Origin of the sequence: Acetivibrio ethanolgignens (assembly GCF_001461035.1) — a bacterium.
Taxonomy (GTDB): domain Bacteria; phylum Bacillota; class Clostridia; order Lachnospirales; family Lachnospiraceae; genus Velocimicrobium; species Velocimicrobium ethanolgignens.
The window spans coordinates 13,599-34,986 of the sequence record NZ_LNAM01000135.1; the positions used below are offsets into that span (position 1 = coordinate 13,599).

General features: G+C 42.9%; 21 protein-coding genes. 15 read left to right on the forward strand and 6 right to left on the reverse strand.

Annotation, left to right across the window (positions count from 1 at the left end; all coding sequences use genetic code 11):
* Nucleotides 1–10 precede the first annotated feature (10 nt).
* Nucleotides 11–880: a 16S rRNA (adenine(1518)-N(6)/adenine(1519)-N(6))-dimethyltransferase RsmA gene (rsmA, locus tag ASU35_RS07005; protein ID WP_058352323.1), complete on the forward strand. Its 870-nt coding sequence runs from the start codon at nucleotides 11–13 to the stop codon at nucleotides 878–880.
* A 180-nt stretch (nucleotides 881–1,060) separates the two neighbouring features.
* On the opposite strand, the gene ASU35_RS07010 is transcribed toward rsmA, so the two are convergent.
* Entirely contained in the window at nucleotides 1,061–1,546 is a 486-nt protein-coding gene (locus ASU35_RS07010) for a QueT transporter family protein (protein WP_058352324.1), read from the reverse strand.
* Between the two features lie 209 nt (nucleotides 1,547–1,755).
* On the opposite strand from ASU35_RS07010, the gene ASU35_RS07015 reads away from it, so the two are divergent.
* The gene (locus tag ASU35_RS07015; RefSeq protein ID WP_083504181.1) at nucleotides 1,756–4,011 is read left to right on the forward strand and encodes a transglycosylase domain-containing protein; all 2,256 of its coding nucleotides are present in this window, start codon (nucleotides 1,756–1,758) and stop codon (nucleotides 4,009–4,011) included.
* A gap of 52 nt (nucleotides 4,012–4,063) precedes the next feature.
* On the opposite strand, the gene ASU35_RS07020 is transcribed toward ASU35_RS07015, so the two are convergent.
* Nucleotides 4,064–4,855, reverse strand: coding sequence for an adaptor protein MecA (locus tag ASU35_RS07020; RefSeq protein WP_058352325.1), 792 nt, complete (start codon nucleotides 4,853–4,855; stop codon nucleotides 4,064–4,066).
* Nucleotides 4,856–5,076: 221 nt separating this feature from the next.
* On the opposite strand from ASU35_RS07020, the gene ASU35_RS07025 reads away from it, so the two are divergent.
* The 8 genes from ASU35_RS07025 (at nucleotide 5,077) to xdh (ending at nucleotide 15,445) form a co-directional block, all read left to right on the forward strand.
* The gene (locus ASU35_RS07025) at nucleotides 5,077–6,582 is read left to right on the forward strand and encodes a serine/threonine-protein kinase (protein WP_058352326.1); all 1,506 of its coding nucleotides are present in this window, start codon (nucleotides 5,077–5,079) and stop codon (nucleotides 6,580–6,582) included.
* 424 nt (nucleotides 6,583–7,006) lie between these two features.
* On the forward strand, nucleotides 7,007–7,855 hold the full coding sequence (locus ASU35_RS07035) for a hypothetical protein (protein WP_058352328.1): 849 nt from the start codon (nucleotides 7,007–7,009) through the stop codon (nucleotides 7,853–7,855).
* Nucleotides 7,833–8,159: a hypothetical protein gene (locus ASU35_RS07040; RefSeq protein WP_058352329.1), complete on the forward strand. Its 327-nt coding sequence runs from the start codon at nucleotides 7,833–7,835 to the stop codon at nucleotides 8,157–8,159. Before ASU35_RS07035 ends, ASU35_RS07040 begins: the two co-directional genes overlap by 23 nt.
* A gap of 159 nt (nucleotides 8,160–8,318) precedes the next feature.
* Nucleotides 8,319–10,040 carry a glycosyl hydrolase family 18 protein gene (locus ASU35_RS07045; RefSeq protein WP_058352330.1) on the forward strand — a complete coding sequence of 574 codons (1,722 nt, stop codon included), beginning with the start codon at nucleotides 8,319–8,321 and terminating at the stop codon, nucleotides 10,038–10,040.
* A gap of 59 nt (nucleotides 10,041–10,099) precedes the next feature.
* Nucleotides 10,100–10,795 carry a selenium cofactor biosynthesis protein YqeC gene (yqeC, locus tag ASU35_RS07050; RefSeq protein WP_058352331.1) on the forward strand — a complete coding sequence of 232 codons (696 nt, stop codon included), beginning with the start codon at nucleotides 10,100–10,102 and terminating at the stop codon, nucleotides 10,793–10,795.
* Nucleotides 10,796–10,809: 14 nt separating this feature from the next.
* Entirely contained in the window at nucleotides 10,810–12,219 is a 1,410-nt protein-coding gene (yqeB, locus tag ASU35_RS18610) for a selenium-dependent molybdenum cofactor biosynthesis protein YqeB (protein WP_083504183.1), read from the forward strand.
* Nucleotide 12,220: 1 nt separating this feature from the next.
* Nucleotides 12,221–12,829 carry a nucleotidyltransferase family protein gene (locus ASU35_RS07060; protein WP_058352332.1) on the forward strand — a complete coding sequence of 203 codons (609 nt, stop codon included), beginning with the start codon at nucleotides 12,221–12,223 and terminating at the stop codon, nucleotides 12,827–12,829.
* 60 nt (nucleotides 12,830–12,889) lie between these two features.
* On the forward strand, nucleotides 12,890–15,445 hold the full coding sequence (xdh, locus tag ASU35_RS07065) for a selenium-dependent xanthine dehydrogenase (protein ID WP_058352355.1): 2,556 nt from the start codon (nucleotides 12,890–12,892) through the stop codon (nucleotides 15,443–15,445).
* 5 nt (nucleotides 15,446–15,450) lie between these two features.
* Here the strand turns inward: xdh and ASU35_RS07070 are convergent, their stop codons facing one another.
* A complete protein-coding gene (locus ASU35_RS07070; RefSeq protein WP_058352333.1) occupies nucleotides 15,451–15,699 on the reverse strand; it encodes a putative Se/S carrier protein in 249 nt (82 codons plus the stop codon).
* A 61-nt stretch (nucleotides 15,700–15,760) separates the two neighbouring features.
* Between ASU35_RS07070 and ASU35_RS07075 the strand changes: the two genes are divergently transcribed.
* Nucleotides 15,761–16,933: an aminotransferase class V-fold PLP-dependent enzyme gene (locus ASU35_RS07075; RefSeq protein WP_058352334.1), complete on the forward strand. Its 1,173-nt coding sequence runs from the start codon at nucleotides 15,761–15,763 to the stop codon at nucleotides 16,931–16,933.
* 51 nt (nucleotides 16,934–16,984) lie between these two features.
* A complete protein-coding gene (locus ASU35_RS07080; RefSeq protein ID WP_058352335.1) occupies nucleotides 16,985–17,683 on the forward strand; it encodes an N-acetylmuramoyl-L-alanine amidase in 699 nt (232 codons plus the stop codon).
* Here ASU35_RS07080 and ASU35_RS07085 read toward each other — a convergent pair.
* From ASU35_RS07085 to ASU35_RS07095, 3 genes are read right to left on the reverse strand one after another with little or no spacing between them, the layout of a single operon-like run.
* Nucleotides 17,667–18,119 carry a low molecular weight protein arginine phosphatase gene (locus tag ASU35_RS07085; RefSeq protein WP_058352336.1) on the reverse strand — a complete coding sequence of 151 codons (453 nt, stop codon included), beginning with the start codon at nucleotides 18,117–18,119 and terminating at the stop codon, nucleotides 17,667–17,669. The two genes, ASU35_RS07080 and ASU35_RS07085, sit on opposite strands and share 17 nt — an antisense overlap.
* Nucleotides 18,112–19,230 (reverse strand): L-threonylcarbamoyladenylate synthase, encoded by a 1,119-nt coding sequence (locus ASU35_RS07090; RefSeq protein WP_058352356.1) that lies wholly within the window; start codon nucleotides 19,228–19,230, stop codon nucleotides 18,112–18,114. The genes ASU35_RS07085 and ASU35_RS07090 overlap by 8 nt, the downstream gene beginning before the upstream one ends.
* A 26-nt stretch (nucleotides 19,231–19,256) precedes the next feature.
* The gene (locus ASU35_RS07095; protein ID WP_058352337.1) at nucleotides 19,257–19,733 is read right to left on the reverse strand and encodes a ribonuclease FAU-1 family protein; all 477 of its coding nucleotides are present in this window, start codon (nucleotides 19,731–19,733) and stop codon (nucleotides 19,257–19,259) included.
* A gap of 160 nt (nucleotides 19,734–19,893) precedes the next feature.
* Here ASU35_RS07095 and ASU35_RS07100 point away from each other — a divergent pair, with 160 nt between their 5' ends.
* The 3 genes from ASU35_RS07100 to atpB are packed head-to-tail and all read left to right on the forward strand — an operon-like array spanning nucleotide 19,894 to nucleotide 21,363.
* Nucleotides 19,894–20,211 carry an AtpZ/AtpI family protein gene (locus ASU35_RS07100; RefSeq protein ID WP_058352338.1) on the forward strand — a complete coding sequence of 106 codons (318 nt, stop codon included), beginning with the start codon at nucleotides 19,894–19,896 and terminating at the stop codon, nucleotides 20,209–20,211.
* A complete protein-coding gene (locus ASU35_RS07105; protein ID WP_058352339.1) occupies nucleotides 20,208–20,609 on the forward strand; it encodes a hypothetical protein in 402 nt (133 codons plus the stop codon). The genes ASU35_RS07100 and ASU35_RS07105 overlap by 4 nt, the downstream gene beginning before the upstream one ends.
* A 25-nt stretch (nucleotides 20,610–20,634) precedes the next feature.
* Complete coding sequence (gene atpB, locus ASU35_RS07110; protein WP_058352357.1) at nucleotides 20,635–21,363, forward strand: F0F1 ATP synthase subunit A; 729 nt, start codon at nucleotides 20,635–20,637, stop codon at nucleotides 21,361–21,363.
* Nucleotides 21,364–21,388 lie beyond the last annotated feature (25 nt).

Consider the following 21,388-nt stretch of genomic DNA (forward strand, 5'->3'; position numbering starts at 1 on the left):
AGAGGGAAAGATGGCGACATTAGGAATACCCCAGAACACAATAGAAATATTGAAAAAATATAATTTTAATTTCCAGAAGAAGTTCGGGCAGAATTTTCTAATTGATATCCATGTGCTGGATAAGATTATGGAAGCTGCTGGTATTACAAAGGACGATTTTGTACTGGAAATTGGTCCTGGAATCGGTACAATGACCCAGTATCTCTGCGAAAATGCAAGAGAAGTCGTGGCAGTTGAGATTGATAAAAATCTGATACCGATTTTGTCCGATACCCTTTCAGCTTATGACAATATAACTGTAATTAACAAGGATATTTTAAAGCTGGATTTAAACCAACTGGCGAAGGAGAGAAATGGTGGAAGACCGATTAAGGTAGTTGCGAATCTTCCCTACTATATTACCACACCAATTATTATGGGATTGTTTGAAAGCCATGTTCCGCTGGAAAGTATTACGGTCATGGTACAAAGGGAAGTAGCTGATAGGATGCAGGTAGGCCCGGGAACCAAGGATTATGGGGCACTTTCTTTAGCGGTGCAGTATTATGCAAGGCCGGAAATAGCTACCCATGTACCACCGAACTGCTTTATGCCACGGCCAAATGTAGGCTCCGCTGTTATAAAGCTGATCTGCCATGAAAAGCCGCCGGTAGAGGTAGAGGATGAGAAGCTTATGTTTAAGGTTATTCGGGCGTCCTTTAACCAAAGGCGGAAAACGTTGCAAAATGGCTTGAATAACTCACCGGAGATAGCTTTGCCAAAGGAGCAGATTACAGAGGTGATTAAAGAGGCTGGACTGCCAGCAGCGGTTAGGGGAGAGGCTCTGACTCTGGAGCAGTTTGCGGCTTTAAGCAACTGTATCGGGAAACGGCTAAAATAAACAGAATAGCTCTTTTATAGCATAAAAAAGGAGCTGTTGCATAAGGTAGTTAGTGCAAAGCTCCTTTTTGTGTTGAACTGAAGAGCCTTATGAGGGAAACTCTTCTAAAGCCCGGGAAAAGGGCTTTATGCACATTCAACGTAATATAAACAATTAAAATTTATGTTCTGTGACGTAGACTTATTGCTCGCCGAAAATTGCATTTCTCTGCTTAGAAAGGGCAAGCAGGAGAAGTATTCCTAAAATACCGCAGGAAATAACCTCGCCGGCACCTACAGTCAGCATCATATAAGGAATACTGTCTTCAACAATACCATAGCCATACCGGAGAATAAAAGGGACTCCGATGGTATTTCCGATAATCGGTGGCAGGCACACCAAAAGCTTATGTTTTCTCAATGCATAGGAAACAAAGGCGGCAGCCAAAGTAATTAGACTTCCACCAATGACGTCAAGCAGAATGCCTCCGGCAAGAATATTGCTTAAAAGGCAGCCGACAAAAAGTCCTGGTATCGCTGCTGGGGTGAAATAAGGCAGAATGGTAAGTGCCTCGGAAAAGCGGACCTGAATGACACCGGAGCTTAATCCAAGCATGTTGGCGACATAGGTCAGAACGACGTAGAGAGCTGCAATCATAGCAGCCTGGGTTAAAAATTTGTTTTTCATATTCTTTTCTCCTTTAGTTTTGTTTTACGAGTGGAAGGTCTCGAACACTCGGCTTATTATCCCCTAAGACCTTGTTTTTATGGGGTTTGCAACGTTTTGCAGTTTATCACAAATTTAGAGAAATGTCAAGAAAACTTAATTTGCTATTCCTTGTAGTTTTTAGTATAATACACTCGTAATACACAGAAACTTCAAAGAAGGGATGCATTATGTCTAAAAAAAAGAAGAAAAAGCCTATGACTAAGGGCAGGTACCGTTTTAAGCTGGCGATGCAGGTGATTGTACTGCTGCTGCTTTTAACGATGCTTGCTCTTGGTGTCATTTTTTATATTGCTTACGGAAGGGATATCTTTAAGCTTCAGGATGAGGCAAAGGAGCTGGTAAGAAGCTCTACCACAGAGACCTTCCGGCAGTCGGAGACAAGTCTTATTTATGATGTGGATGGCAATGTTCTTACGACCCTGAAGGGGGAAAAGGATGTTTACTACATTGCTTATGAGGATATACCGGAATATGCCAAGGATGCGATGATTTCCATAGAGGATAAGCGGTTTGAGACTCATATCGGCATTGACTTTAAGGGTATTATGCGTGCAGTGAAGGCTCTGATTGTCAATAAGGGTGAGATACATCAGGGAGCCAGTACGATTACCCAGCAGCTGGCCCGGAATATTTTCCTGACCCATGAGGTAAGCTGGGAACGGAAAATAAAGGAAATGTTTATCGCAATGGAGCTGGAAAAACGGTATTCCAAGGATCAGATTATGGAATTCTACCTTAATAATATTTACTTTGGAAATGGCTATTATGGTATTCAGGCAGCCAGTAAGGGCTATTATAAGAAGGAGGTAGAGAATCTGTCATTGGGTGAGATTACCTTCCTTTGTGCGATTCCAAATAACCCTGCCTTGTATGACCCGTACCATAACAGGGAAAATACGGAGGGACGACAGGGACGTATCCTGGACCAGATGGTAGAAGAAGGGAAAATAACAGCCCAGGAGGCCGAGGAAGCAAAGCAGGATGAGATTACCCTGAAAAAGAAAAAGGCTAAAAAGTATAATTATGTGGAGACCTATGTATATAATTGTGCAATCCGTGCTTTGATGGAAAATCAGGGCTTTACCTTCCGCAACAGCTTCGACAGTGAAGAGGATAAGGAACGCTATGACGAGCGCTATGATGAGCTGTATGCTGTCTGCCAGCAGTCCTTATACAGTGCAGGCTATCGTATCTATACTTCGATTGATAAGACGAAGCAGAAGGCCCTTCAGGCAGCTGTAGATGATACTTTGTCTAAGTTCGACGAAAAGACAGAGGAGGGTATCTATGCTATGCAGGGAGCAGCCACCTGCATAGATAATGAGACAGGAAGAGTAGTAGCAATTGTTGGAGGCCGTTCCCAGAACCTGACGGGATACACATTAAATCGTGCTTACCAGAGCTTTCGCCAGCCGGGAAGCTCCATTAAGCCGCTGCTTGTATATACACCGATGCTGGAGCGGGGGTATAGACCGGATACGATGGTTGAGGATAAGAAGACTGAGGATGGACCAAGAAATTCGGACGGTACATACTCAGGTAAGATTACTCTACGAACTGCAGTGGAAAAGTCAAAGAATACTGTAGCCTGGAAGCTATTTGAGGAACTGACTCCATCGATAGGCATCCAGTATCTTTTAAGCATGAATTTTGCAAAAATTGATAAAAATGATTATTTCCCGGCTGCTTCTCTGGGTGGATTGACCAATGGTGTTAGCACGGTGGAAATGGCTTCTGCCTTTGCAGCTCTGGAAAATGATGGTAAATACAGAGAACCGACCTGCATTGTTATGATTATGAATAGCCGTGGCGAAACGATTGTTGGCGATACGATAGATGAAAAGATAATTTATGACCAGAATGCAGCTCGTATGATGACTGATGTCCTGACTGGTGTTTTGACCCGGGGCACGGGAAGAAGTCTGAAGCTTACGAATATGACGGCTGCCGGAAAAACAGGAACGACAAATGATAAAAAAGATGGATGGTTTGTAGGCTATACACCGTATTATACGACTGGTGTCTGGGTAGGCTATGATATACCAAAAACAGTGAAGGATTTGTATGGTTCTACCTATCCGGGGGCTATCTGGAAAAGCTATATGAATACGATTCACGAGGGACTTGCAAATAAAGGCTTTGAGCCTTACGAGGGTGTTAAAGAGGAGCCTGAGGAAACGGAAGAGCCGGAGGAGCTGGAGGAAGAAGATGACATTGCTGAAGATATTACCGTACCGGAGGATGAGCAGATACCAGAGGATGAAACGTCAGGTGGCGAAGATATGGAAAATGAACCGGAAGCTCCAGGAGCTCCTGTGGAAGAGCCAGAAGAGGAGCCGGAGGAGGAAATACCGGATGAAACAACTCCGGAAGAGCCTTCAGAACCGGTAATTCCGGAAGAAGAGGAGCCTGTCGGAGGATAGGAAGGGAAATAAAAACTGCGGAGACTGATAAAACAGTTTCCGCAGTTTTTATTTACATCACAGAAAGTCTTTGAATGGCATTGTCTTTTATAATGAGCTCAAAATGCTCTGCATAATATGCAGGGCTTGCATAGGTTGCCCGTTCGGAGGAACCATATTCAGAAATAATATTGCATATCTTATTAAACTCCTCTGGTGTATGCTCTGATTTACTGATAACCAGATAATAGGTACCATTGACCGGATTTTTATAGACTGTATTTATACCGTTATAAGAATATACAATATGAGCAGACAGACGGATGATTTCCTCCAGAGAGCGGAAGGAAAAAACCTTAGTTAAATCTGTCTGTACAGTAATTGGTTTAAGCTCCTCGCTCTCTTTTTTCTTTTTCTGACCAAGAGCCTCAGGAAGTGGAATAAAATCGTCAGAGGAGGTATCCTTCTCTTCCTCTGTGCCTTCCATCAATTCATTAAGCTGGTCAAAGCAATGCAGAATCTCGTCGGCATAGGCGGTATCCTCTTCTTCATCAGGGCTGTCATCCTCATCCATCTGCTCCGGTGAAAAGCGGGAAAACCGGGTATCCAGTTCCTCCGGATCTTCTACCTTGGTAATAACAAGAACCAGAGAATCGGGAGAAATGGGAATAGCCTCAATCATAAGAGGAATATCTTCTGCTTCAAAGCCGAACTCATAGGAAGCCTGCTGTATCATATCTCGAAAGAGAGCCTTTGCCTTTTCTGTACCATAAGCTAGCTCACTGATACGGAGCTCTCTTTCCAGTAAATCTTTTTTGCTTAAGGTGCAGCGAATCTGATTATCGCTGATTTTTTCTATTTTCATAAAATCACATCCTTTTCTATACAAATCCTACACTGTGATTGTAAACAAAGTATAATTTAAAATGGAAATAAAGTCAATAAAATATAAGGAAATAAGGCTTGTGACAAAAAATTTAATAAAAAATTAACCAAAATTTTTGTCGAAATATTGGAAATTTTGACGGCAAAATAACATTTGCAAAGAAAAAGAAAGGTGGTTATAATAACCATAGATGTAAAACATTGGCAAAAGAAAGGGGGAGAACTATCAGCACCGAAATCTGGTTTCAAAAATATCGGATTTTAGGTCAGCTGGGAGAAGGAGGGACCGGGAGTGTATTTCTGGCGGAGCATATCCGTCTTAAGTATTTTCGGGCAATCAAACGAATCAGGAAGAGCCATCCGGCTTATGAACAGCTGATGCAGGAGGCCGATATTCTAAAAGACCTTGTACATCCGGGGATTCCACAGATTTATGATGTGGAGGAGGATAGAGAGTACTCCTATATCGTTATGGAGTATGTAAAGGGACTGTCTTTAAAAGACCTGTGTTTAAAGCAGGGACGTATCAGAGAAGCAGAGATTATAGAGATCTGCTTGCAAATCTGTAAGGTATTTCAATTATTACATTCCGCAGAACAACCAATACTTTATCTGGATTTAAAACCGGACAACATTATCATTGAAAAGTTAAAAATTAAAGTAATTGACTTTGGAGCAGCAAGAAGAAGGGGAGAAAACAGAAATAGTATATCTATGGGTACCAGGGGGTTTGCAGCACCGGAGCAATATACACTGGAGGGTGCAGATGGGCAGAGTGATATATATGGCTTGGGGAATCTCATGCTTTTTATGGCAGCAGGAGCTACCGGAGCAGCGGGATTAAAGCTGTTGGAAACAGAACAAGAATACAGCAGAGCCTTTAAAGAGCTGGTATTTCAATGCTTAAAATATAACAAAGCTGAACGTATTGAAACAATAGACCAGATAGTAGAAAGATTGCTGGTGTTGAGTCCAAAGGAAGGCAAAGGATTGCCCGACCGGAGAGGAGCATCTCTTGTGGCTGCTTTTGCAGGAGTACAGCCAAGATGTGGGGTGACATTTATCTGTCTTGTACTTACGGAATATCTGTGTCGCCAGGGACAAAGGGCTGTTTATGTAGAAGCAGGGAGCAAGAAGGATATCCAGAGGCTTTATCTAAAGGAAAGCAGGTGGACATGTCCGATTCTTTGCGGTGAACCGGAGCATCTCAGAAACAAATATCAGGAATACGAGGTCTTTATCTGTGATTATGGAGTCTACCAGGAGGCGGGAGAAGCTTTTTGGGAAAAGGATACCGTTTGTCTGGTAACTTGTGCAAGACCGTGGGAGATGGGATTATGGGAAACAGCAGAGAAGGAGATTTTACGAAGAAAATTTCATGAGAAGGACGGGAAGAGTGGACGGCTTTACTTTTTGGTGAATCTGATTTCAGCCAGGGAGTTTTTCTCTTTGGTAAAGGAAAAAAAGACAAGCTGTCTTAGGATGCCTTACCGCGAAAAAGTACTGGAGAAGGATAAGGAGCTTTCAGAGCTTACGGAAAGGCTTTTCAAGAGGAGTTTTTATGAAAAGAAGGGAACTAAGGCTTCCAAAAACAGTTTATTTGGTTGGTGCCGGACCTGGTGCAGGAGTAACCCATACCGGTATTTTACTGGCAGAATTTTTAGAAGAAAGAAGAGGGGCACGGACGCTGTTTTTAGAAGTAAATAATCACAGAGATATCCAGTATATTCAAAAAAGTCGTTTCTCCGCTGACTATGAGAGTCTGGAGGGGAGAGGATTAGAGGAGCTTTGTCTGGAAAACTATGATTATATAATAGCAGATATGGGGACTGATTTAAATTTCTGGAAGAAAGGGCTGCCACAGGAAGCCAGAGCAGTTTTGGTAGGCAGCGGTGCACCCTGGCGGCAGGGACGGTTTTGTCAGGCGGTAAAAGGGGTCAGACAGATGGCTCCGGAGCTTGCATGGCAGGGAGTGCTTTCTCTTAGCAGCCAGAAGGAGGCTCGTAGATTAACAGAATATCTGGAAACTCCAGTTGCAGTTTTAGGCTGGCAGCCTTTACATGAGCCGTTGACAGCGGCTTGTGAGAAAGTGTTTTTGTCCCTGATTCAAGGAGGGAGAAAGTGATGTAAAATGAACAGAAGCTACAAAAGGAAGGTATTAAAAATCACAGCAGTTTTAGGACTTATAAGTCTTTTGGTAAGCATGATTTTCTTTGGAATGCAAGGCTTTTTAAAATACCGGAAAAAGGAGTCCGGGAGGGCCTTCGGATGTCAGCTGGTACGTTCTATGAAACGGAATGAGCTGTTGACGAAGGCTGACCTTGCAGTATTTGAGTATGATACAGGAACTGGAGAAAGCTATCTTACAGCTGCACAGGCAGAAGGAACAAGGCTTATAAGAGACACAGCGGAAGGAATGCGACTTATGGAGGATTCCGTGTACGAAGGCGAGCCGATTACGGATGACATGAGACTTCACAAATACACCTTTATTAAATTAACAGAGCGGATAAAAAAGGGAGATTATATTGATATCCGTATCTCTTTTCCAAATGGAGCAGATTTTGTCCTTCTATCCAAGAAACAGGTACAGGATATTACCTGGTCTGAGGAAGGGGTAGGAGAAAATGCAATTTGGCTTCATGTGTCTGAAGAAGAAATTTTAAGATTATCCAGTGCGGCTGTAGAGGCTTTTTTGAATGATGGCTGTAATATTTATGCAGTTATGTATATCGAAAAAAATCAAAAGGCTGCTATTATGAACTACAAGGTAAATGATGTAGTAGCACAGTTGATTGAAGATGATCCGAACATAGTAGAAAAGGCAGAGAATGTTCTGGAATGGCAGATTTGGAATGAATGGAAGGATGAAGGAAATTCCTTGTCTGTAAATGCTGGTGTCGGAGAAATGGAGATAAAAGAGAAAACAGAAGAGTCTGTTGAGGAGTCCGCAGAGGATGAGATTATTTATTTTGACTGATGATAAATCCCGCATGGAATGGAATTTGTCTCACGAAAAGCACCTTTTTACAGCGGGAGAAGGAGGATATATGGAAGAAGGTGAAATAAGATGGATTATGGAAGAGATACGGCGTGCCATCATTGGCGGAATCTCTGTCCGAGTAGATGGCATCTGTGGTATTGAGTCAATAGAAACGCTCCCAGGAGTACAGGAGGAAATAACATATATGGAGGACTATATAGGAGATGATAACGGTAGAATTATAGAAATAAGTTTTTCCAGGGTTAAAATACCAAAACCCCCAAAATACAGTAATCAATAAAACGTATGCCCTTTATTAGAGAGCTGCCGGGGAAATTCTTATGAATTTCTTAATTTCTCCGGCAGCTGTTAAAAAGTTAATGACGTTGAAAGGAAAAAGTGGTATACTAAAAAGCGAAGCTTGAAAAGATGAATTCTGGGGGAAACAGGAGGACTTAAGATGAATACGGATGTAAAAAAGAAAGCGTATGTTGGAATCACCTTGTTTTTACTTGTTGTATTGATAACAGGTGTAGCCATTTTGATAAAAAAGTTTGCACCAAATAATGAGATGGTGTCTCTGACGGATTATTATGGGATAGAGGGGGACGAGCTTTTAATTGTACTTCAGGATAAGGTTCATGAAGAAAAAGGATTTTTGATAGATGGAGAGGCCTATATTGATTATGATACTGTTGCCGGCTATCTGAATAAACGGTTTTATTGGGATGCCAATGAAAATCTGCTTATCTATACGACTGCAACAGAGGTAATTAAAGCGGAGGTAGGAAGCAGGGCTTATTATGTAAATAAAAGTAAGACAGATACCAAGTATCAGATTGTAAAGACCGATGGTGATAAGGTTTATGTGGCAGCAGACTATGTAAAGCTGTTTTCTAACCTGGAATATGAATTATATACAGAACCGAACAGAATTGTACTGACTTATAAGTGGAATCAGGAATATACTTATGCTACCGCAAAGAAAAAGGCAAAAATCAGAACATTGTCTAATATTAAGGCTCCGGGTGTTGCAGAGCTTAAAAAAGGAGATAAGGTTCTTTATGCAGAGCTTTCTGAAGGGGAAGCAGAGACGATTGCTGAAGATTATGTAAAGGTGGTTACTCAGGATGGTATTGTAGGATATGTGAAGAAAAACCGCCTGGGTGAGCCGGTGACAGAGCTTTTAAGTAATGATTATCAAGAGGAAGAGTACCCTAGAATTTCTAAGGACTACAAGATTAATCTGGTATGGCACCAGGTTACAAATATGGCTGCCAATGATGGACTTTTAAATCTTTTGGGAAGTACAAAGGGAGTTACAACGGTTTCTCCAACTTGGTTTTCCGTAGCGAATAATAAAGGGGCAATCACTTCCCTGGCTAGTGAGACCTACGTTACCAGGGCACATAATGCCGGAGTTGAGGTATGGGCTCTCTGTGATGATTTTGATACCAAGAATGTAAATATGTATGAGCTGTTAAGCTATACGTCCAGAAGAGAAAAGCTGGAAAATGAATTGATTGCCAGTGCGATTAAGTATAATCTGGATGGAATTAATATTGATTTTGAAAAGATTACAAGGGAAGCGGGTGTTCATTTTATTCAGTTTATCCGTGAATTGTCGGTAAAGTGCCGAAGCAACGGCATCGTTCTTTCAGTAGATAACTATGCACCTGGATATACGGCGCATTACGATAGAAAAGAGCAGGGTAAGGTAGTAGATTATGTTATTACGATGGCCTATGATGAGCATACTTCGGCTTCTGAGGAAAGTGGCTCTGTAGCATCCCTTGGTTATGTGGAGAAAGCGATTAAGGATATGCTGGAGGTAGTTCCAGCTGAAAAGAATATTATCGGAATTCCTTTCTATACCCGGATTTGGAGGGAAGAGGAAAAGGACGGAAAGACAGAGATTACAAGTGCTGCTTATGGTATGAACCAGGCGATAAATTGGCTTGCTGACAGGGGTGTTGAACCAAAGTGGTCAAAGAAGGATGGACAGTACTATGCTGAAGTGGAGGAGAATGGAGCTGTTTATAAGGTATGGCTGGAAGAGGATGATTCTATTGAGGCTAAGATGAAGCTGATTGATGAGGCTCAGGTGGCTGGTGTGGCAGGCTGGAAGTTAGGTCTGGAAAAGCAGAGTATATGGAATGTTATTGTTAAATATGTAAATTAAATGGAAGCTTTAAAAAGCGGCTTGACATATTTGACGAGAATTTTTCGACGGTGTGTAGAATGAAAAATAGAAAAGAAAAGGAAGGCATAATAGCGGTAGTAGGGGCTGGTGGAAAAACCAGCCTTATTATGCTTCTGGCTCAATGGCTTTTGAAAAAGGGAAGCAGGGTCATTATTACAACGACAACTCATATGTACGAGCCAGAAGAGGGTTATTATAGAGAAGGACAATTTGAAGAAATTATAAAACAATTAGATGAAGGTCATATTGTCTGGGTTGGAGAGCCTGTAAAGGAAAATAAGATAACAGGTGTGTCCGACGATTTTTTAGAGAGGCTGTTTGCTTTGGATGCAGCAGTACTTATAGAGGCTGATGGTGCCAGGCATTTTCCTTGCAAGGTACCGGCAGAGCATGAGCCCGTGATACCTGAAAACACAAAACTGGTCATTGGTGTAGCAGGGCTGGATTGTCTGGGGAGACCTCTGGAAGAGGTGTGTTTCCGTCCAGAGCTGGCGGCAGGACTATTGGAGACAGATATTCGACACTGTATGACAGAGGCAGACCTTATGAAGCTTTTGTTGCATCCCCAGGGAACAAAAAAGGGAATTCCTGCGGAGGCTGAGTATATGGTAATGCTGAACAAAGCAGATCTACCGGGGGCGAGGGATGCTGGAGAAAGGATAAAAAAAGAGCTTTTGCAAAGAGGCTGTGAATGCATGGTTTTAAGCTGCAAAAAGGCAAAGGAGTTATTATAAGGGAGGCAATTTAAGTGAGGATATTAATTAAGGGGGCTGGTGATCTGGCAACCGGCATTGGCTGGCGGTTAAAAAAAGCCGGTTACACAGTGGTTATGACAGAGGCGGCAGTACCAACAACTGTACGGAGAACGGTAGCTTTTTCCAGGGCTGTTTATGAAGGAGAGGCTGTGGTAGAGGGTATTACAGCCGTACGCTGTGAAACGTTGGCGGAAGCAGAACAGGCGATATCGGAAGGAAAGATACCAGTATTTGTAGATGTGACGGCAGAGATAAGAAAAGAGTATCAGCCGGAGATTCTGGTTGATGCGATTATTGCAAAGAAAAATATCGGAACGCAAATGGATGATGCTAAATTTGTAATTGGGGTAGGACCAGGGTTTACTGCTTTAGAGGATTGCAATGCTGTAGTTGAAACAAAAAGAGGACATTTCCTGGGACGGGTTCTTTGGGAAGGAAGTGCAATTCCAAATACAGGAGTGCCAGGAAATATTGGAGGTTATACGACAGAGCGAATTATTCGGGCAACGGCAGACGGTATTTTTGAGCCGGTGGTACGGATTGGAGACACCGTAGAAAAAGGGCAGCTGGTGGCGAAAAGTGGTGGACAGGAAATATTTGCCTTAATGCCTGGGCTTGTAAGAGGTATGCTCCAGGCCGGAGTGTCTGTAACAATCGGTATGAAATGTGGAGATATTGATGCGAGATCAGAGGCAGAACACTGCTACACGATTTCTGACAAGGCGAGAGCTATTGGCGGAGGCGTGCTGGAGGCAGTATGTGCCTATGAACATAAAAGTATAAACTTAAAAAAGGAGATTGAGATTATGGGCAAAGTAGTAGATGCACTGGGAAAACCGTGTCCGATGCCGGTTATCATGACAAAAAAGGAAATTGAAAGTGGGGAAGAAAAGCTACTTGTTAAGGTGGACAACCGTGTGGCTGTGGAGAACCTAAAGAAACTGGCAGCCTCCTGTGGATACCAGACAGAGACAAAGGAAGAGGATTCGCTCTATCTGGTAAGTATGTGGAAGGGCTGTGCTGAGTGTGAAGAGATTCTTTCTGAGCTTCCTTCCGCTGTGCCAAGAGAAGATTATGTTGTGTTTATCGGAAAAGAGTGGATTGGAGATGGAGATCATGAGCTTGGGAAAAATCTTATGCGAATGTTCTTTTACACGCTTACTGAATCGGAACATCTGCCGACGGCTGTTTTGTTTATGAATGGCGGGGTAAGGCTTCCAGTAGGAGATGAACAGATTATAAGCCATCTCGGGGCTTTAAAGGAAAAAGGCGTTGATATTTTAGTTTGCGGAACCTGCTTAAGCTTTTTTGGTATTGCAGAGGAGCTTAAAATCGGAAATGTCAGCAATATGTATGATATTGCCGGACGGATGCAGACTGCTGGAAAGGTAATTACATTATAGAATGAAAAAAGAGAGAACGTTAGCTGTGATTTTGCTTGCCGCCGGAGAAAGCCGGCGGTATGGCGGAATCAAGCTTTTGGATAACATTCAGGGAAAAAAGATGTACCAGTATGCTATGGAGATTCTTAAAGAAGCCAAAGCAGAGGAAAAGGTTGTGGTAACAGGATATCAGGAAGTTCGGGAAACAGCTGACAAGCTGGGGATGCAGGTTGTTTGGAATGACCAGCCGGCTTTTGGAATTTCTTTATCTTTGAAGCTGGGACTTAAGAAGGTGCTGGAGCATAGACCGGAAATAGATGGTGTTCTGTTTTTGGTATGTGACCAGCCTTATTTATCTGTGGACACAGTAAATGGGATGCTTCAATGCTTCCGGCAGGGAGAAATGAATATTCTTTGCTCCGTGCCAGCGGGGGGTACTCTTGAGGAGGCGGGGAATCCCTGTATTATTAGTAAGCACTACTTTGAGGAGCTTTTTTTACTGGAGGGTGATGTAGGTGGAAAGAGGGTTATTCGCCGCCATTTAGAGGATGCAGAACCCTTCTTTATTTCTAGAAAAAGGGAGCTTCTAGACATAGATACAAAAATTTTTATCCAACCTAAAAAAAATTAAAAATACCTTGCGGTTTCTGCCAGACTATGATATTCTTGTGGTAGAAAGGGGATGGTGAAGGTGTTTCATTTAACGGTAAATGGAACGGAATTTTCGTTAGAAAATGACAAAAAGCTCATGCGATTTTTAAGGGATGATTTAAAATTAAAGTCAGTGAAGGACGGATGTAGCGAAGGTGCTTGTGGAACCTGCACAGTTTTGGTGGATGGGAAGCCAACCAAGGCATGTGTGCCTATGGTTTCTAAACTTGAGGGAAAAGCAATAGTAACGGTTGAGGGACTTTCCGACTGGGAAAAGAAAGTCTATACCTATGCTTTCGGAGAGGCAGGAGCAGTACAGTGCGGCTTCTGTATTCCGGGTATGGTAATCTGTGCAAAGGGACTTCTGGATGTAAATCCGAATCCAACCCGACCAGAGGTAGCATTTGCAATTCGTAATAATATTTGTCGTTGTACCGGTTACAAGAAAATTTTAGATGCAATTCTTCTGGCTGCTGAGATTTTCAGGGCAGGTAAGCTTCCGGAGGAAAAGCCGGAAGAGGTTAAGGTTGGTACTTATCTGCATCGTATTGATGTAGAGGAAAAGGTACTGGGTACAGGAGAGTATGTAGACGATGTGGAAATCGAGGGTATGATTTATGGAAGTGCCCTTCGTTCCCAGCATCCAAGAGCTGTTGTTAAGGCAATCCACACAGAAAAGGCAAAGGCACTGCCGGGAGTTGTTGGTGTATTTACAGCAGCTGATATTCCGGGGGATAATAAGGTAGGTCATTTAAAGCATGACTGGGATACGATGATTGCTGTTGGAGATACCACCCATTATCTTGGTGATGCTATCTGCCTGGTAGCAGCAGAGACTCCGGAGATTTTAGAGGAAGCTAAGAAGCTGGTTGAGGTCGAGTATGAGGTGCTGGAGCCGATTACAGATCCTGTAGAAGCGATGAAGGAGGATTCTCCGAGGGTACATATCTATAGCGATGGAAATATCCTGGCCCATGAGCATCTTGTAAGGGGAAATGCAAGGAAGGCTATTGAAGAAGCAAAATATAAAGTAACAAGACGGTATGAGACCCCATTTACGGAGCATGCATTTTTGGAGCCGGAGGCAGCGATTGCTATGCCCTTTGATGATGGTGTTTACATCTATTCAACAGACCAGGGAACCTATGATACCCGTAAGGAATGTTCCATTATGCTGGGAATTGCACCGGAAAAAATTATTGTTGAAAATAAGCTGGTAGGCGGTGGCTTTGGAGGCAAAGAGGATGTTACCGTACAGCATCAGGCAGCTTTAATTGCTTATCTTACAAAGCGGGTAGTAAAGGTTAAGCTGACCAGAGCAGAAAGCATTATTGTACATCCAAAGCGTCATCCGATGATTATGGAATTTACAACGGCTTGTGATGAAAATGGTTATCTGACCGGCATGCAGGCGACATTGATTGCGGATACAGGAGCCTATGCTTCTTTAGGTGGACCGGTTCTGCAAAGAGCTTGTACCCATGCGGCAGGACCATATAATTATCAGAACATCGATATTGATGGAAAAGCTATATATACAAATAATCCACCGGCAGGTGCATTTCGTGGTTTTGGTGTAACCCAGAGCTGCTTTGCAACAGAGTGTAATCTGAACCTTCTGGCTGATATGGTAGGTATTTCTCCTTGGGAAATCCGTTACCGGAATGCAATCCGCCCGGGGCAGGAGCTTCCGAACGGACAGATTGCAGACCCATCTACCGGACTGGCAGAAACGCTGGAAGCAGTAAAGGATGTTTTTGAAAACAGCAAATACGCAGGTGTTGCCTGTGCAATGAAGAATGCAGGCGTTGGTGTAGGACTTCCGGATACCGGTCGTGTAAGGCTTTTCGTAAAGGATGGAAAGGTGCAGATTCATGCAGGAGCCTCCTGTATTGGTCAGGGTATTGGAACAGTATTGATTCAGATGCTTTGCGAAGCTACAGGACTTCCGATAGAAAAGCTTCAGTATTCCCGACCGAATACTTCTATGGCACCAGATTCAGGAACAACCTCTGGCTCCAGACAGACACTGGTGACCGGTGAAGCAGGCAGAAGAGCAGGTATTCAGCTGGCAGAGGACTTAAAGAAGCATACTCTTGAGGAGCTGGAAGGAAAGGAATATTATGCAGAGTATCTTGCGAAAACTGACAAGATGGGCTCTGATAAGCCAAATCCGGTATCTCATGTGGCTTATGGTTACGCAACTCAGGTATGTATTCTGAAGGAGGATGGAACCGTAGATAAGATTGTAGCAGCTCATGATGTTGGAAAGGCGGTTAATCCAAAGTCTGTTGAAGGCCAGATTGAGGGCGGTGTAGTTATGTCTATGGGCTATGCCCTGACAGAAAAGTATCCTTTGGAGAATGGTGTGCCGAAGGCAAAATATGGTACTCTGGGGCTGTTCCGTGCCAATAAGGTGCCGGAGGTAGAGAGTATTATTATTGAGAAGCCGGGTATTGATGTGGCCTATGGAGCAATTGGAATCGGAGAAATCACTTCAATTCCAACAGCACCGGCAATCCAGGCTGCATATTATAAGTATGATGGTAAATTCAGAACTACCCTCCCAATGGAAAATACACCTTATGCAAAATAAAGGAATTAATCCACAGGGAGAATTGCTTCTGGAGTAATTTGATAAAACTGATATAGGGAAGAAGCAGGAAATAATCCACGGATAAGAGCCTTTGCTTCTTCAAAAGCGGAGGGCTGGATTTTGATAGATATGCCACAGCTGCCGGAGATTTCTCGGAGAGTTGGCATGATGTGAAAGTCCAGCTTTCCTTTCAGCTCCTTTTGAGCAGCCATAGCGGTATTGGTGTTGGCAAAGGTAATTAGATAATATTCCATGAAAAACACTCCTTTCAAGGATATCATACCGTATCTGAAGAAAAATAGAAAGAGGGATTTTATGAATCGGATTTATTTGGACCAGGCGGCGACCTCTTTTCCAAAGGGAGAAGGCGTTGCAAAAGAGATGGCAGAGTATCTTACAAGGGTTGGTGTAAATATCAACCGTGGAAGCTATGAGGATGCCTATGAAACCGCAGGGGTTGTGTACGAAACAAGAGAGATGCTATGCCGTTTTTTTGATTTCGGACCACTTCCGGATAAGGCAAAAAATGTGGTATTTACAGCAAATATTACCTATGCACTAAACATGCTGATTAAAGGACTTTTAAAAAAGGGTGATCATGTACTTGTTAGTGCAATGGAGCATAATGCTGTTATGCGACCTTTGGTGCAGCTTGAAAAATCCGGTATCATTTCCTTTGACAGGGTACCCTGTAATGTAAAAGGTGAGCTTTGCCTGGAGAAAATGGAAGGTTTGATTCGTGGAAATACAAGGGCAGTTATTATGACTCATGGTTCCAACGTTTGTGGTACAATGCTTCCATTAGAAAAGGTTGGACAGCTTGCAAAGAAGCATGGACTTTATTTTATTGTGGATTCAGCACAGACGGCAGGAGTATTTCCTATCTCAATGAGGAAAATGCAGATAGATGCCCTGGCTTTTACCGGACATAAGGGACTTTTGGGACCTCAGGGAATTGGTGGCTTTCTGATTACGGATGAACTGTCTGAGAAAATAGAACCCTTAGTGACAGGCGGTACAGGAAGTATTTCAGATACGGAGGACACACCGGAGTTTTTGCCGGACAAATTTGAAGCTGGAACTATGAATTTGCCGGGAATTGTGGGACTGCACCGTGCACTGGAATATCTGGAGGAGACAGGGATAGATGTGATTCGGGAAAAGGAATGCCGTCTGACGGAGCTGTTTCTCCAGGGCTTAAAAAAAATCCCGGGTATACGTCTTATTGGAAAAGAAGATATGGAAGGCAGAACGGCAGTAGTTAGTATACAGTGTGATACAAGGGATGAAGCAGTGCTGGCCTTTGAACTGGACAGCCAGTATCATATCCAGACACGGGTTGGTATGCATTGTGCACCGAATGCCCACAAGACGCTTAATACCTTTCCGGAAGGAACCATACGTTTTTCCTTTGGGTATCATAATACGGAGGAAGAGGTGGAGACTGCCCTTAATGCTATCCGTGAAATTCTTGTAGCGGCGGTATGATTTGAGCGAAAAAAGCATATAGTAGAACAAAAATAGTTTCAGGTATTGTATATGAATCGAAAATGGATGCAGCTTGGAATTTCTTTGATGTTCTTTATCGGGGCTTTCTGGTTTTCACGGGAAGCCTTGTCTTTAGTCCAGAACCTAAAGGGAGAGAAGACTGTGGCAATTGATCCGGGGCATGGAGGCTTTGATGGGGGCTTTACCCCTGGAAGCATTGATGGAAGAGAGTGGCTGGAAAAGGAAATTAACCTGTCAATATCCCTTATTCTAAGAGAAAAATTGGAAAAAGCAGGTTATAAGGTTGTTATGACCAGAGAAACAGATGAAGGGCTTTATAGCGAGGGTGACAGTAATAAAAAGCGTTCGGATATGCAGAAAAGAGTGGGCTTGATTAATGAAAGCGGTGCGGATATTGCTGTCAGCATCCACCAGAACAGCTTTCGTGAGGAAAGCTCAAAGGGAGCCCAGACCTTTTATTATCCGTCTTCTTTAGAGGCTAAGAAGCTGGCAGAGGCAATTTTGGAAAAAATAAAGGAAACCGTAGGGGATGGAAACCACAGAGCTGCAAAATCCAATGAAAGTTATTATATGCTGAAAAATAGTCTGTGCCCACTGGTAATTGTTGAATGTGGTTTTTTAAGCAATTACGAGGAGGCACAGCTTTTGGTAACGCCGGAATACCAGGAAAAAATTGCAGAAGGCATTTTTCTGGGAATTGAGGCGTATTTTTCTAATCCAGTTCATTGATTTTGATTACTGTTTTTTTGACCAGTCTTGCCAGCTGGGCAAAGCAGTTTTCGTAGTCGATTAAATCTCCGCCATAGGGATCGGTAACATCTCCCTCTTCACCAACAAAGCCCTTTAGGGTAAAGACGTTTTCCGGATGCCCAAAGTCTTCAATAATATTGTTTTTCTGAGACTGGGTCATAGCAAGGATCAGGGTAGCATCATCTATATCTTCTGCCATGAGAGGTGTAGCGGTATGGTTTTCCAGTATCAGATTATGACTTTTTAGAACCGTTTCTGCCTTAGGATTAGAAGGCTCCGGGAAAAGTACGACCAGGCCACGGGAAAGGACCTGAATACTATTGTCACTCTGGAGGCTCTTAAAAAGCACTTCTGCCATAGGACTGCGGCAGGTGTTGCCAGTACATACAAATATAACCTTTTGAAATTTACTCATGGTAACATTCTCCCTCCTTTAAATGAATTATCTGATAGCCAGCAGCCTTCAAAAGCCGATTCATAATAGCCTGTCCCAGCTGGTCGGAGGAAAAGCATTCGGACAGGATAATCTGTGTACCTGCGGAATCAAAATCACGTAACAGGCTGTAGAGGCTATGGGCAATAGAAGCTTCGTCTTTACGGGAACCAATGACCTTGAGGCTTAAAGGTCCTTCCTCCGGCAGATTGCAGCCGGCAGCGGAAAAAGCTTTTTTGTAAAGTTCAAAACTCTCTTCTGTCGCAATAATGCCAACGGTACGTCCGGCAGCCAGTTCTTTTTTTGCCCGGGCAGCAATATAGGAAACAACGATATCCCCTGCACCATCATAAATAGTTAAATCGCCCTTTGGGGCGTAATGCTTGTATTTCATACCAGGAGCTTTTGGCTTTAAGCTTGGATCTGCCTTGGATAGAATGGCTTTATCAATGGTAACAGTTCCAATGGCCTCTTCCAGCATTTCCTTTGTAATATAGCCGGGTCTTAAAATCATCGGAGGCTCCTGGGTCATATCTACAATCGTAGATTCAATTCCGATACCCACGGTACCGCCGTCTAAAATCATATCTATTTTACCGTCTAAATCCTCTTTTACATGAGAAGCCTTTGTAGGGCTTGGCCTGCCAGAGGTATTTGCACTTGGAGCGGCGATTAGAACACCGGATTCACGAATCAGTGCTAATGCAGCCGGATGAGACGGCATGCGGACAGCGACGGTGTCCAGCCCTCCTGTGGTGCCATAAGGAACCTGGCTGCTTTTTGGGAAAATCATGGTCAGTGGACCCGGCCAGAATTTTTCTGCCAGTATACGAGCCTTCTCTGGAATAGAGTCTGTTAAACGGGAAAGACTTTCTATATCAGCAATATGAATAATCAAAGGATTGTCAGAAGGACGACCCTTAGCTTCATATATTTTTTTTGCTGCATCTGCCCGAAGGCCATTGCCGCCCAGCCCGTAAACGGTTTCTGTTGGAAAGGCAACTAAGCCGCCATTCTGTAGAATGCCGGCAGCAGTTTGCAGTTCTTCTTTTGTTGGATTTGTTTTGCTAATAGTTTGGATTGTTGTTTTCATAATGGATAAGTATACCACAAAGGCGTTCATTGGTCAAATTTGTTAATGAAAGCCTGATACTGTCCAAAGCTGTTGTCATAAATCAGGGAAAGCAGCCGATTGGCCTTTGTTAAAGCATCAGAAACAAAAGCTGCATCAATTTTTCCTGCACTTAAAAGCTGTCCCAGCTCGTTTAAGTCGACAACCTTTACAAAACCATCGGAGTAGACAATGATGTCTACCAAAAGGTCATGAAAAATAAGAGAAGAGTCAATTTTTTCGGTGCGGATAATATCGCAGTACCAGTAGGCGACTTCGTTTCTGGCATTGAAGACCTTACTTACCTTGATTCCTTCCCCTGTAAAGTAAGCAGAAATTCCCCTTTTTATATCTTTCCGTGGCTTTAAGGTTTCCCAGGAGGTGACAATACACTGCTCATCCTGGTACAGGATAATATCATCTTTTAAGTGAACGATTTCATCGGGAAGGTATCTCTTTCGGTACAGATTCCATTGAGATTTCATAAGTATCGCTCCTTGCTATAACAGTAGCACTGCCTTTTCGGATAGTATAGCATATCCAGGGTAAAATAGAAAGAAAAATATCGCTAATTTGGGTGGACATTCAGAAAAAAGCCGTATATAATATAAATATTAGCATGAAAGGATAATTGAGGTGAGATATTTGAAAAAATCAGACAAAACAGTTCTGCAGGCATTGACAATGATTTCACAGGTTGGCATTACGATGCTTGTACCGATTTTTCTTTGTGTTTATGTCGGATTAAAGCTGGATGACTGGTTTGGTACAGAGTATCTCTTTATTGTTTTTGTGCTTTTCGGCGTTTTTGCAGCCTTCCGTAATGTCTATCTTTTGATGAGAAAATTCTATGCAAAGGATTTGGAGAGGGAGGAAGCAGAGCTTCGCTATTTTGCGGAGCTTAAGAATGCAAGGGACGGTCGCAGAAAAGGACAGCGAAAAAAGGATGGGAGTGTAAAATGAGAGAAGAAAAAATAACCTTTTTAGAATTGATTATTGGGATTGTTTTATTCTCTGCCTTAATCAGTATTGTCGGGGTAATACTGACAGAGGACAGGCTGGCTTTTTTTCTTGGTGTTTTTTTCGGCGGAGCCGTAGCGGCAGGCTTATGCTTCCACATGTATAAGACGCTGGAGATGACTTTGGATCTGGATGAGGAGGGTGCCGCAAAGCGTGCCCGTGCCATGACAGGAGTCAGGATGCTCATTATGGGTGCAGCAGTGCTTGCAGCATTAAAATTATCGGGGATTTTCAATATTATTGGAGTGGTTCTCGGAATATTGACATTAAAATTTGCTGCATTTTTTCAGCCGGTGCTTCATAAGGGCATAACAAGTAAAATTTTTGACAAAGGAAGGTGAAAGAGTGAACCAAGGAGTTGCATTTGTGAACCTTATACGTGCAAGTAATGATGTAAGCCTTGGAGTAAAGTCATATGGTGAATATGAGCTTTTTGGACAGACGCTCCATATTACAACAACTCATATTTCCATATTGATTGTTCTGATTGTGCTGTTTTCCTTTTCGATTGCAGCGAATATCGCAATCAAAAAAGCAGACCCAAATAAGGTACCGGGCCCTTTCTTAAACGTGATTGAACTGCTGGTAGAAAGTCTGGATAATCTGGTGGTCTCCAATATGGGACCAAAGCAGGCTCCGAAATTTGCAAATTATGTAGGAACCCTGGCTGCGTTTATCTTTTTCTCCAACATTTCAGGCTTGTTTGGTCTGCGGCCGCCGACAGCGGATTATGGTGTAACCTTTCCGCTGGCAATTATTACCTGGGTTATGATACAGTATAACGGCTTCAAGTATCAGAAGTTCGGTAAGATTAAGGGACTATTTGAGCCGATTTTCTTATTCTTCCCAATCAACCTGATTGGAGAGTTTGCAACACCGATTTCCATGTCCCTGCGTTTGTTTGGTAACATTTTATCCGGTACGGTTATGCTGGCATTGATTTATGGCCTGCTTCCAAAGGTTTGCACCTTAATCTGGCCGGCAGCTCTGCATGCCTATCTGGATGTATTTTCAGGAGCCATTCAGACGTTCGTATTTATTATGTTAACGATGGTATTTATTGCCGATGCTATCGGTGATGAAGCCTCAGCGTAAATCAAATTCTTAATTTAATTTTTAA

Bases quoted from the DNA above. Each gene is read 5' to 3' on its own strand.
- ASU35_RS07085 (WP_058352336.1), bottom strand. From the start codon at position 18,119: ATGAGTAAATTTCAAAAGGTTATATTTGTATGTACTGGCAACACCTGC.
- yqeC (WP_058352331.1), top strand. From the start codon at position 10,100: ATGAAAAATAGAAAAGAAAAGGAAGGCATAATAGCGGTAGTAGGGGCT.
- ASU35_RS07080 (WP_058352335.1), top strand. From the start codon at position 16,985: ATGAATCGAAAATGGATGCAGCTTGGAATTTCTTTGATGTTCTTTATC.
- ASU35_RS07075 (WP_058352334.1), top strand. From the start codon at position 15,761: ATGAATCGGATTTATTTGGACCAGGCGGCGACCTCTTTTCCAAAGGGA.
- ASU35_RS07070 (WP_058352333.1), bottom strand. From the start codon at position 15,699: ATGGAATATTATCTAATTACCTTTGCCAACACCAATACCGCTATGGCT.
- ASU35_RS07045 (WP_058352330.1), top strand. From the start codon at position 8,319: ATGAATACGGATGTAAAAAAGAAAGCGTATGTTGGAATCACCTTGTTT.
- rsmA (WP_058352323.1), top strand. From the start codon at position 11: ATGGCGACATTAGGAATACCCCAGAACACAATAGAAATATTGAAAAAA.
- ASU35_RS07095 (WP_058352337.1), bottom strand. From the start codon at position 19,733: ATGAAATCTCAATGGAATCTGTACCGAAAGAGATACCTTCCCGATGAA.
- ASU35_RS07010 (WP_058352324.1), bottom strand. From the start codon at position 1,546: ATGAAAAACAAATTTTTAACCCAGGCTGCTATGATTGCAGCTCTCTAC.
- ASU35_RS07090 (WP_058352356.1), bottom strand. From the start codon at position 19,230: ATGAAAACAACAATCCAAACTATTAGCAAAACAAATCCAACAAAAGAA.
- ASU35_RS07015 (WP_083504181.1), top strand. From the start codon at position 1,756: ATGTCTAAAAAAAAGAAGAAAAAGCCTATGACTAAGGGCAGGTACCGT.
- ASU35_RS07105 (WP_058352339.1), top strand. From the start codon at position 20,208: ATGAGAGAAGAAAAAATAACCTTTTTAGAATTGATTATTGGGATTGTT.
- ASU35_RS07020 (WP_058352325.1), bottom strand. From the start codon at position 4,855: ATGAAAATAGAAAAAATCAGCGATAATCAGATTCGCTGCACCTTAAGC.
- ASU35_RS07040 (WP_058352329.1), top strand. From the start codon at position 7,833: ATGAGATTATTTATTTTGACTGATGATAAATCCCGCATGGAATGGAAT.
- ASU35_RS07035 (WP_058352328.1), top strand. From the start codon at position 7,007: ATGAACAGAAGCTACAAAAGGAAGGTATTAAAAATCACAGCAGTTTTA.
- ASU35_RS07060 (WP_058352332.1), top strand. From the start codon at position 12,221: ATGAAAAAAGAGAGAACGTTAGCTGTGATTTTGCTTGCCGCCGGAGAA.